This is a genomic window from Chitinimonas sp., assembly GCF_041904975.1.
GTDB lineage: Bacteria > Pseudomonadota > Gammaproteobacteria > Burkholderiales > Chitinimonadaceae > Chitinimonas.
Window position 1 is genome coordinate 1 of the sequence record NZ_JAYRLZ010000146.1, and the last position, 10,497, is coordinate 10,497.

Genomic DNA, 10,497 nt, shown 5'->3' on the forward strand with positions numbered 1-10,497 from the left:
CCACGGCGGTTGTTGCGGTCGCGATTGCCGCGGCTGGCCGGTTCCGGTTGCTTCACTTCCGGCTCGGGCTCGCCCTTGAAGAAGTTGACGATGCGGGCAAACAGCGATGGCTTGGCGGCTGGCTCTACCGGCTTTTCTTCGCGCACCGGGGCGGGTTGTGCCGGGGTGATGCCCTTGACGGCGGCTTCCTGGCGCGGCTTGGCCGGCTCGTTGTCCTTGCCGTGGCTGTGCTCTTCCTCGGTCGGTGCTTCCATCATCTTGTAGGACGGCAGCACTTCCTCGATATGGTTGAGGTCGTCGTGGCGCAGGCGGGTGACGGTGTAGTTCGGCGTTTCCAGGTGGATATTCGGGATCAACACCACGCCGACCTTCAGGCGCGATTCGATCGAGAAGATCTCGGCGCGCTTTTCGTTCAGCAAGAAGGTGGCGACATCGACCGGCACCTGGGCGTGGATGGCGCCGGTGTTTTCCTTCATCGCCTCTTCCTGGATGATGCGCAGGATATGCAGGGCGCTCGATTCGGTGCCACGGATAAAGCCGGTGCCATGGCAGCGCGGGCAGGGCTGGTGGGCGGTTTCGCCCAAGGATGGCTGCAGGCGCTGGCGCGACAGTTCCATCAGGCCAAAGCGCGAGATCTTGCCGGTTTGCACGCGGGCACGGTCGTGGCGCAGGGCATCGCGCAGGCGGTTTTCCACCTCGCGCTGGTTGCCGGCCTTTTCCATGTCGATAAAGTCGACGACGATCAGGCCACCCAGGTCGCGCAGGCGCAGCTGGCGGGCGATTTCGTCGGCGGCTTCCAGATTGGTGCGGGTGGCGGTCTCTTCGATATCGCCGCCCTTGGTGGCGCGGGCCGAGTTCACGTCCACCGATACCAGCGCTTCGGTATGGTCGATGACGATGGCGCCGCCCGATGGCAGGCCGACTTCACGCGAGAACGCGGTTTCGATCTGATGTTCGATCTGGAAACGCGAGAACAGCGGGACATCGTCCTTGTACATCTTCACCCGGTTCACAAAGCCGGGCATGACATGGCTCATGAACTGGCGGGCCTGCTCGTACACGAATTCGGTGTCGATAAGGATTTCACCGATATCAGGCTGGTAGTAGTCGCGGATGGCGCGGATGACCAGGCTGCCTTCCTGATAGATCAGGAAGGGGCCAGACTGCGAGCCGGCAGCGTTTTCGATGGCGCGCCACAGTTGCAGCAGGTAGTTCAAGTCCCACTGCAGCTCTTCGGCAGTGCGGCCGATGCCGGCGGTGCGGGCAATGATGGACATGCCGGGCGGTACATCGAGCTGGTCCATGGTGGCACGCAGTTCCTGACGCTCTTCGCCCTCGATGCGGCGCGAAACGCCACCGCCGCGCGGATTGTTCGGCATCAGCACCAGATAGCGGCCGGCCAGCGAGATGAAGGTGGTGAGAGCTGCGCCCTTGTTGCCGCGTTCGTCCTTTTCAACCTGGACGATCAGCTCCATGCCTTCCTTCAGCGCGTCCTTGATGCTGGAGCGCCCGTCGGCACCGTCCTTGAAATAGGCGCGGGCCACTTCCTTGAAGGGCAGAAAACCGTGGCGGTCGGTGCCGTAATCGACAAAACAGGCTTCGAGCGAGGGCTCGATGCGGGTGATGACGGCCTTGTAGATATTGCTCTTGCGTTGTTCCTTGCCGACGGTTTCGATGTCCAGATCAATCAGCTTCTGGCCGTCAACGATGGCGACGCGGAGTTCTTCCGCCTGTGTCGCATTGAACAGCATGCGTTTCATGTTTCGTCTCCCGCAGCCGGACTGTCGGGGAGAACACACCGACGGCGTTACCGTCAGTGAAAAACTCGGGAGCCTTGCCGAGGCAAGCCGGTATCACCGCTTGGCCGCCTGCCGGATCAGCCGGTGCAATCGAGGCACCAGCCAGGCCCGGGGGCGGGTCGCACAGGTGATCAGCGTGCTGCGGTGACAGGTTCTCCCATCGTTGTTTCGGGTCGCTGCCTCGCCGGGGATCCGCATCGGGATCAAACCGCGTGGCGCGGGTGTGTTCTGCTGGTGATCAGCGCCATGGCACTGACCAGAAATAGTGTCCGGTACTGCGTTTTGCTTGAGTGTCGCCATTGCTTGGTGGTGAGCGGCGTTAACCAACCGGCTGGATTGTCCGGTTCGTGGTTTTCCCGACCCGATAGGGTCATGCGTCTGCCTTGCGCACATGGCATCGACGCGAGTCGATACGGCAAGAGGGTGTTGACGCCGGGAAAAGAACGAACATTGAACCGCGCGAGCCGGTCGCGCGTGAGATAATCCGCATTTGAATGCCCGCGACATGCTGTTTTGGCTGGATGCCTTGACGGCGGGCGGCGAATGAGTCGGACGGGGTGGCGTAACCTTGTGGGAGGCGCCGACGTTCTGATCCCGTAAGACGTACCGAGTATAAGCGAAGATGACAAGCGCGAGTAAAGTTTCCTATCTGGTTGTAGGCGAAGAAGAGGCCGGCCAGCGCCTCGACAATTTCCTGATGAAGCACCTCAAGGGTGCGCCCAAATCGCTGATATACCGCATCGTGCGATCGGGCGAAGTGCGGGTGAACAAGGGGCGGGTCGATGTGACCCATCGCACTGTGGCTGGCGACCAGATCCGCATTCCGCCCATACGACTGTCGGAGACGCCGGGCGAACGCGCCGCGCCATCTGCCGCCGCTGCACGCGGGCCGGCGCTGCCGGTGTTGTTCGAGGATGATGCCTTGCTGGTGGTGGACAAGCCGGCTGGCCTGGCGGTGCATGGTGGCAGTGGTGTGAGCTTCGGGGTGATCGAGCAACTGCGCGCCCAGCGCCCGCAGGCCAAGTTTCTTGAATTGGTGCACCGGCTGGATCGCGAGACGTCCGGCATCCTGTTGCTGGCCAAAAAGCGCAGTGCCCTGGTGGCGATGCACGAGATGTTGCGCAACGACCGTGGCATGGATAAGCGCTATCTGGCCCTGGTGGCCGGGCGCTTCCCCGATGCGCGCCGCCATGTGCGCTTCAAGCTGTTCAAATACACCACCGCCGATGGCGAGCGTCGGGTGCGGGTGGCGCCGGATGGGCAGGATTCGCATACCGTATTGAACTGCCGCGGGGTGTACGGTGAGGCGTCCTTGCTGGAATGCGAGCTGAAAACCGGCCGCACCCACCAGATTCGCGTGCATTGCGCGCAATCGGGCTTTCCGATTCTGGGTGATGACAAATACGGCGATTTCGCCCTGAACAAACAGCTTCCGCGCCAGGGGCTCAAGCGCATGTTCCTGCACGCATGGCGCCTGTCGCTGGCGCACCCGCTGACTGGAGAGCCGCTGCAGCTGGAGTCGCCACTGCCTGCCGAGCTGCAATCCTATATCGATTCTTTGGAGCGCCTTGATGGCCAAGCAATTTGATCTGCTGATCTTTGACTGGGACGGCACGCTGGCTGATTCCACCGCCTTGATCACCCGTTCCATCCAGGCGGCGTTTGCCGAGCAGGGGTTGCCGGTGCCGAGCCAGCAAGATGCGCGATTCGTCATTGGCTACGGCCTGCTGCAGGCCATGCTGCATCTGGCGCCGGAACTCGATGCCGCCCGCTTGGCCGCGGTGGTTGACGGGTACAAGCGCCACTATCTGGCCCATGATCAGGAAATCGCCCTGTTCGATGGGGTGCTGGAGGCGCTGCCGCTGTATCGGGAGGCTGGCTATCAGCTGGCGGTGGCGACCGGCAAATCACGGCGTGGCCTGGATCGGGTATTGCAGCAAACCGGGCTCGATCAATACTTTGAAGTGACGCGTTGCGCCGATGAATGCCACTCCAAGCCGCACCCGCAAATGCTGGAAGAAATCCTCGATCATCTGGATGTGGCGCCAGGGCGGGCGGTGATGATCGGCGACACCACCCATGACTTGCAGATGGCCATCAATGCCGGTACTGCTGCCCTTGGGGTCAGCTACGGCGCCCATCCCGGGGAGGACTTGCTGGCGCTGGCACCGCTGGCGATGTTCGACAGCTTTGCGGAGCTTGATCGCTGGGTGCGCACGAATGGCTGAGGCGCGGCGTTGGCTCGTGTGCCCAGCGGAGGCCTTGCGCAACGGCGAATTGGGCGTGCGTTTCCAGGCGGAGTGGCGCGGTGTGCCGGCGCCCGCTTTTGCGGTGCGCTGGGAAGGGCGGGTACACGCCTATTTGAACGAATGCGCCCATATTCCGGTCGAGCTCGATTTCAATGAGGGCGACTTTTTCGATCTGAGCCGCAGCTATTTGATCTGCGCAACCCACGGCGCTTACTATCGCCCCGATTCCGGGTATTGCCTCGGGGGGCCGTGCAAGGGCGCCCGCCTGACCAAGCTGGCGGTGGTGGTGGAGGCGGGCATGGTGTATTTCCTGCCGGATGCGATACCTGATTGATGTGTACTTTTTAAGACGAAGGAAGATGCATGAGCGAGCAGCAAGGCAGTAACTGGGAGCGCCAGGTGCTTGAAAAGCTGGTGATCACCGCCCTGAAAGAGCAAGGCAAGGCGCGTAACTGGAGCATCTTTTTCAAGTTTGTCGGCTTTGCCTGGCTGTTCCTGATTGTGGCCTTGATTGCTGGCTGGCGTCATGGTTCGAGTTCGGAATCCACCAAGCTGGGGCCGCATACTGCCCTGGTCGAGCTGCGTGGGGTGATTGCCGCCCGAGATGGCGCCAGTGCCGACAATGTGATGGAGGGTTTGCGCGCCGCGTTCAAGGACAAGAACACCAAGGGGGTGGTGTTGCGCATCAACAGCCCGGGCGGCAGCCCGGTGCAGGCGGGTCAGATCAATGATGAGATCCGCCGCTTGCGCAAGTTGAACCCGCAAGTGCCGCTGTATGTGGTGATCGACGATATCTGCGCATCGGGCGGCTACTATGTGGCGGCAGCGGCCGATCGCATCTATGTCGACAAAGCCAGTCTGGTCGGCTCCATCGGTGTGTTGATGGATGGCTTCGGCTTTACCGGCACCATGGAGAAACTGGGCGTGGAGCGGCGTTTGCTGACGGCGGGTGAAAACAAGGGCTTTCTCGATCCGTTTTCACCGACCAATCCGCAACAGGTGGAATTGGCGCGCAAGATGCTGGGCGATATCCACCAGCAGTTCATCAAGGTGGTGCGCGACGGGCGCGGCAAGCGCCTGAAGGAAACCCCGGATATGTTCTCCGGCCTGGTGTGGAGTGGCGAGAAGAGCATCGAAATGGGCTTGGCCGATGCCTTGGGCAGTGCCGACAGCGTGGCGCGCGATGTGATCAAGGCCGAAGAGATTGTCGACTTCACCCCGCGCGAGGATTGGTCGTCGCGCCTGGCGCGTACCATCGGTGCCGAGGCCGGCAGCAAGCTTGGCAGCTATTTCGAAATGAAACTAAAGTAGGAAACAGGCCCGGACCACCGGGCCGTTTTTTTGCTGGAGGGGCAAATGGCACGCAAGCGGATGGCGGAAGAGCACGAAAACCACGAGCGCTGGCTGGTGTCCTATGCCGATTTCATCACGCTGCTGTTTGCCTTTTTCGTGGTGATGTATGCCATTTCCCAGGTCAATCAGGGCAAGTACCGGGTACTGTCCGACTCGCTGAACGTGGCCTTCGGCAAGGTGGATGCCTCTTCCAGGACCTTGATCCACAACAGCCCGGGCGGCACCAACCAGTCGCTGATCGCCTTGCCCTATCGCGCCAAGCGCGAGGCGATGGAAGCGCAGCAGCTGTTGCAGGAACACACCAAGCAGGTGCAGCAGCTCAAGCAGATGGCTGGCGAATTGAAGCAGGATTTGCGCGGCCTGATCGAGCAGGGGCAGGTCAGTGTCAGCGAAAACAAGCGCGGCATCACCATCAATGTCAATGCCAGCCTGCTGTTTCCGGTGGGCTCGGCCACGCTGGACCCGCAAGCGGCCGGTTCCTTGACCGATATTGCCAAAAAGCTGGCCGGCAGCAACAACCTGATCCAGATCGAGGGGCATACCGATAATGTACCGATTGCCTCGGCGCAGTTTCCTTCCAACTGGGAGCTATCGGCATCGCGTGCCGGGACGGTGGTTCGCTTGTTTGGCGCCAATGGCATCGATGCGCGCCGCCTGGTGGCAATAGGTTATGGCGACAACCGACCGCTGGAGTCCAATGACAACCCGGCGGGTCGGGCGCGCAATCGTCGCGTGGCGATCCAGATCCTGACCGATAACAAGGATGAAGTCGCTACTGCACCCGCATCAAGCAGTGAGTAGCGCGGCGTTTTCACCCATCAGGCCTTGCCGAGCGAGCCGCCTGATTTGGACAGCCGGGCCTGACCAAAGGCGTCGTACGACAGAACGGCATTGTGGCTGGCATTGGCCTGCAATAGCCCCATCAACTGCTGGTTTTGCTGCTGCCGGGTGTCGATCAGCCGCCCATTGGTCTGATTAAGCGCACTGGCACGCCGTGCGCTATTGAGCAGTTGTTGCCAGAGTGCCACCATTTCGCCTTGGGCGGGCAGTCCATTCACGCTGATCAATTCATGGGGGGCGTCGTTCGCCAGCACCACGGCGTGCTGCTCGAATGCCTGCCGTCTGGCATGGGAAATGGCTTCGAGCTGGCCTGCAAGCACGGCTTTCTGTTTCGACAGGTCGAGCAACTCGGCCAGCGTATTGTCGATCAGCGCTTGTTGTTCGCGCTCCAGCAAGGCGACAAAGGCATCGATCTCTTCCAGTTCGCGCTTCAGGCTGAGCTCTAGGGCGTGCATGGCTGTGGTGGGTCCCGTGGTTCAATGAAAAAGGCGCCAGCAGCTTGCGCGCGGCGCCTTGTCGATTGTATGTCAGCTCAATGGTCGATGCTTGCCGGCTATTTTCCGCCCAGTAGTTCCTTGACGCTCTTGACCAGCTTGTCGGCAATGGCGTCAGGGTTGACCGAAAATCGACCTTCGCTGATTGCCTGGCGGATTTCCGCCACCTTGTCGGTATCGATGGCCGGTTGGCTGGCGAGGCTGGATTCCAGTGAACGCAACCGTGCACTGAAAGGGTTGATATCCACATTCTCGCCGGATGGCGGACTTGCTTCAGGCGCCGCCGTGCTGCTTTTGGCAAGCGCTTTGCTGTCGGCCCTGGCTGGCGAGGTATTGAGTGGTTTACCGCTATTGTCAATTTTCATTTTGATATCCTTTCGCCGCTCTTTTATCAGTATGTCGGCCGGGTCCTGTTCATCCCGTTAGGAACTACATCGTCGCGTAATGGGAAAACTTTAGTACTTATGTGTCGAAAATTATATTCGATACCCTGCGCAGCGCATCGTTGCTGGCGACTAGCCTTGATTTCGGCTAGATTGAGGCGAACTTGACGCTAAAGAGTGTGCGCCCATGCAGATCGTCTCTCCGCAATTTGGCCCCTTGGATATCGATGAAAGCACGGCCATCACTTTTCCGGATGGCATGCCTGGATTCGAAACTTGTACGCGGTTCAAGTTGCTGCATGAAGATGTGCCCAGCCCCAAAGTGCTTTGGCTGCAATCGCTCGATGATCCTTCGCTGGTGTTTTCGGTAGTCGATGCGAACTTGTTGGGCCTCAATTACCAATTGGCACTCAGCGATGAGGAAGCTGCAACAATCGGGCCAGGCAATAGCGACGATATCGTACTGCTGCTGACACTGGCCAAGGACAAGCTGGCGGGCCGGATCAAGCCGAATACCTTCTCGCCGATCGTCCTCAATACCGCTACGCAACGGGCCATCCAAAAGGGTGGCGTGCGCGCGGAAATCATCTTTACCAATACCTGAGCTGCTGTCGAATTTCACCGGACGGCTGCTTGAACTCGCCGCATGTCAATCTTGCGGGGTGGCAGCATTTCGCTATCATGGCGCGATTTCGCCGGTATCCGGCCCAACGGAGTAGTGATCGCGCTAACGCGTGGCCAGCCCGAGCATGAAGACCACATTTCTGGATTTTGAACAGCCGATCGCCGAACTCGAAGGCAAGATCGAAGAACTGCGCTATGTGCAGGACGATTCGGCGGTAGATATTTCGGTCGAAATCGACCATTTGCAGCAAAAGAGCCAGGAGCTCACCAAGACGATCTATGCCAAGCTGACGCCCTGGCAGATCTCGCAGGTTGCCCGTCACCCGCAGCGCCCCTATACGCTGGATTACATCCGCGGCATCTTCACAGATTTCGAAGAGCTGCATGGCGATCGCGGTTTTGCCGATGATCCGGCCATTGTTGGTGGTCTGGCGCGGCTCAATGGCCAGCCAGTGATGGTGATTGGCCATCAAAAAGGCCGTGATACCAAGGAGCGGCAATACCGCAACTTCGGCATGCCGCGCCCGGAGGGCTATCGCAAGGCCTTGCGCCTGATGCGGCTGGCCGAGAAGTTCGGCCTGCCGGTATTCACCTTTGTCGACACCCCTGGCGCCTATCCGGGCATTGGTGCGGAAGAGCGCGGTCAGTCCGAAGCGATCGGCCGCAACCTCTATGAAATGACCTCGCTGCGCGTGCCGGTGGTGGTGACGGTCATCGGTGAGGGCGGCTCCGGCGGCGCTTTGGCCATTGCCGTCGGCGATCAGGTGCAGATGCTGCAGTACTCGACCTATTCGGTAATCTCGCCCGAGGGCTGTGCGTCCATTTTGTGGAAAAGCGCCGAAAAGGCGCCGGAAGCAGCCGAAACCCTGGGTATTACCGCCAGCCGCCTCAAAACGCTGGGTCTGATCGACAAGGTGGTTACCGAGCCGCTCGGCGGCGCCCATCGCGACCCGCAGGCGATGATGTTGTCGCTGAAGAAGTCCTTGCTCGATGCCCTGAAAAACCTGCGCGACAAGCCGGTCGATGCCTTGCTGGATAACCGTTTCCAGCGCCTGATGGCCTATGGCAAGTTCAAGGAAGTCGCAGCAGACTGATCCGGATGCGCTATTCCAGCGCTTCCGTGATGCCTGCATGGCGGCCTTGCCTGCCGGTTGCCGCCTGGTGGTCGCTTTTTCGGGCGGCCTCGACTCCACTGTTTTGCTGCATCTCTTGGCAAGACTGGCACAAGAGCGGCCACTCTCACTGGCCGCTTTTCATTTGCACCACGGCCTGAGTCGCAATGCCGATCAATGGCAGGCGCACTGTGCTTCAGCCTGCCAGTCGCTCGGTGTTGCGTTTTTCACCGAGCGGGCAGATCTGGCGCAGTTTTCCGGCGACGGAGTCGAGGCGCGCGCCCGTGCGGCCCGCTATGCACACTTTGCCGCTCTGGCTGCCGATATTGTGGCATTGGCGCATCATCGCGACGATCAGGCGGAGACGGTGCTGTACCGCTTGGCGCGCGGCGCTGGTGTGCATGGTGCGGCTGCGATGCCCGCCTGGCGGCTCATTCGTCCGGGTCTGCGTCTGTGGCGCCCGCTGCTCGGTGAGTCACGCCAGGCCTTGCTGCGCTATGCCAAGGCGCAACAGCTGCGCTGGGTGGATGACGAAAGCAATGCTGATACCGCGTACGACCGTAACTATCTGCGCCATGAGCTGATGCCGCGCCTGACCGCACGGTTTGCGGCGGCGGACGAGGCGCTGGCTCGTGCTGCTGCGCATTTTGCCGATGCGGCCGATCTTCTGGACCAGCTTGCTGTGATCGATGCCGGCGATATGCACGAACGCTTGCCGCTGGCGCGGCTGTTGCCGCTCGATGTTGCTCGCCAGCGCAATCTGCTGCGCTGGTTTCTTTCCCGTCATCAGCTTCGGCCGGAGAGTCAGCAAATCGAAATGCTACGTCAACAGTTCCTCACGGCGCGGCCCGATGCCATGCCTTGCTTGCGCATTGGCAGGTGGGAAATCCGCCGCTATCGCGATGAAATCTGGCTTTCGACCGTGCAGGCCGCTGCGCAGCCGCAGCGTGTGACGGGTGACGTGCAGCCATTGCCGGACTGGCACGGTGAGCTGTCCTGGCGACGTCAGCCGGGTGGTTTGAGCTCAGACTCGCTTGCGCAGCTGGAGCTGCGGCCGCGCCTCGGGGGTGAATTGATTTATTGGCGCGGCATGCGCCGCCAGGTCAAGCATCTGTTGCAGGAGGCGGGCATTCCGCCCTGGTTGCGAGCTTGCTGGCCCTTGCTGTGGCGGGATCAACGCCTGGTGGCGATTGCTGGCTTGCTGGTCGATAGCGAGTTTCAGCAGGATGCCGCTGGCTGCTTCCCGCTGTGGCGACCAGCGCAGTGGGGTGATGTCGATGCCTGCCTGGCTAGGGCAGGTTTCCCTGCAAGATAGGTGTTACGCCCAGTTCGCGCAGGCGTCGCATCATCAGGTCGGCTTCTTCGCGATTGCGGAATGGCCCTACTTGCACGCGGGTTTCCAGTCGCGCCGGAATGCCGGCAGCGGACAGGCGCGATAGCAGTTTTTCGGCGTTTTCGCTGCTCTGGAATACGCCAGCCTGTACCGTGTAGCCCTTGGCGCCCGGTGGCAGTACGCCTGCAGCCAGCGAGGTGATGGTCTGCTCCGGACTCGGTGCGCTGGGGCGTGGTGGCGGTGCAAGCACAACGGCAGGCGGGTGCGCAGCTTCACTGGCTGGGGCGGCCGGTTTGACCGCGGCAGGCGG

Annotated in this window: 12 protein-coding genes; 8 read left to right on the forward strand and 4 right to left on the reverse strand. The window is 61.1% G+C overall.

Features of this window, described 5'->3' with window-relative positions; translation table 11 throughout:
• Window positions 1-1,760, reverse strand: a 1,760-nt coding sequence (locus tag ACE3OH_RS13755) for a ribonuclease E/G (protein WP_374353784.1), incomplete at its 3' end; no start/stop codon positions are given.
• 661 nt (window positions 1,761-2,421) lie between these two features.
• Between ACE3OH_RS13755 and ACE3OH_RS13760 the strand changes: the two genes are divergently transcribed.
• From ACE3OH_RS13760 to motD, 5 genes are read left to right on the forward strand one after another with little or no spacing between them, the layout of a single operon-like run.
• A complete protein-coding gene (locus tag ACE3OH_RS13760) occupies window positions 2,422-3,387 on the forward strand; it encodes an RluA family pseudouridine synthase (RefSeq protein WP_374353787.1) in 966 nt (321 codons plus the stop codon).
• Window positions 3,371-4,027: an HAD-IA family hydrolase gene (locus ACE3OH_RS13765; protein WP_374353790.1), complete on the forward strand. Its 657-nt coding sequence runs from the start codon at window positions 3,371-3,373 to the stop codon at window positions 4,025-4,027. The genes ACE3OH_RS13760 and ACE3OH_RS13765 overlap by 17 nt, the downstream gene beginning before the upstream one ends.
• Before the next feature lie 16 nt (window positions 4,028-4,043).
• Window positions 4,044-4,382 carry a Rieske (2Fe-2S) protein gene (locus ACE3OH_RS13770; RefSeq protein WP_374353793.1) on the forward strand — a complete coding sequence of 113 codons (339 nt, stop codon included), beginning with the start codon at window positions 4,044-4,046 and terminating at the stop codon, window positions 4,380-4,382.
• Window positions 4,383-4,411: 29 nt separating this feature from the next.
• Window positions 4,412-5,359 (forward strand): S49 family peptidase, encoded by a 948-nt coding sequence (locus ACE3OH_RS13775; protein ID WP_374353800.1) that lies wholly within the window; start codon window positions 4,412-4,414, stop codon window positions 5,357-5,359.
• A gap of 45 nt (window positions 5,360-5,404) precedes the next feature.
• Window positions 5,405-6,202 carry a flagellar motor protein MotD gene (gene motD / locus ACE3OH_RS13780; protein WP_374353803.1) on the forward strand — a complete coding sequence of 266 codons (798 nt, stop codon included), beginning with the start codon at window positions 5,405-5,407 and terminating at the stop codon, window positions 6,200-6,202.
• Window positions 6,203-6,219: 17 nt separating this feature from the next.
• Here motD and ACE3OH_RS13785 read toward each other — a convergent pair whose 3' ends face one another.
• Both ACE3OH_RS13785 and flgM read right to left on the reverse strand, forming a co-directional pair.
• Complete coding sequence (locus tag ACE3OH_RS13785) at window positions 6,220-6,696, reverse strand: flagella synthesis protein FlgN (RefSeq protein WP_374353806.1); 477 nt, start codon at window positions 6,694-6,696, stop codon at window positions 6,220-6,222.
• 98 nt (window positions 6,697-6,794) lie between these two features.
• Window positions 6,795-7,100, reverse strand: a complete 306-nt coding sequence (flgM, locus tag ACE3OH_RS13790; RefSeq protein WP_374353809.1) for a flagellar biosynthesis anti-sigma factor FlgM — start codon at window positions 7,098-7,100, stop codon at window positions 6,795-6,797.
• A gap of 205 nt (window positions 7,101-7,305) precedes the next feature.
• On the opposite strand from flgM, the gene fliW reads away from it, so the two are divergent.
• From fliW to tilS, 3 genes are all read left to right on the forward strand, one after another.
• Entirely contained in the window at window positions 7,306-7,722 is a 417-nt protein-coding gene (gene fliW, locus ACE3OH_RS13795; protein ID WP_374353812.1) for a flagellar assembly protein FliW, read from the forward strand.
• Window positions 7,723-7,867: 145 nt separating this feature from the next.
• Window positions 7,868-8,836, forward strand: coding sequence for an acetyl-CoA carboxylase carboxyltransferase subunit alpha (locus ACE3OH_RS13800; RefSeq protein ID WP_374353815.1), 969 nt, complete (start codon window positions 7,868-7,870; stop codon window positions 8,834-8,836).
• Complete coding sequence (gene tilS / locus ACE3OH_RS13805) at window positions 8,805-10,169, forward strand: tRNA lysidine(34) synthetase TilS (RefSeq protein WP_374353818.1); 1,365 nt, start codon at window positions 8,805-8,807, stop codon at window positions 10,167-10,169. The genes ACE3OH_RS13800 and tilS overlap by 32 nt, the downstream gene beginning before the upstream one ends.
• On the opposite strand, the gene ACE3OH_RS13810 is transcribed toward tilS, so the two are convergent.
• Window positions 10,144-10,497 (reverse strand): SPOR domain-containing protein (locus ACE3OH_RS13810; RefSeq protein WP_374353821.1); only part of this gene is annotated, 354 nt, incomplete at its 5' end. The genes tilS and ACE3OH_RS13810 overlap by 26 nt on opposite strands.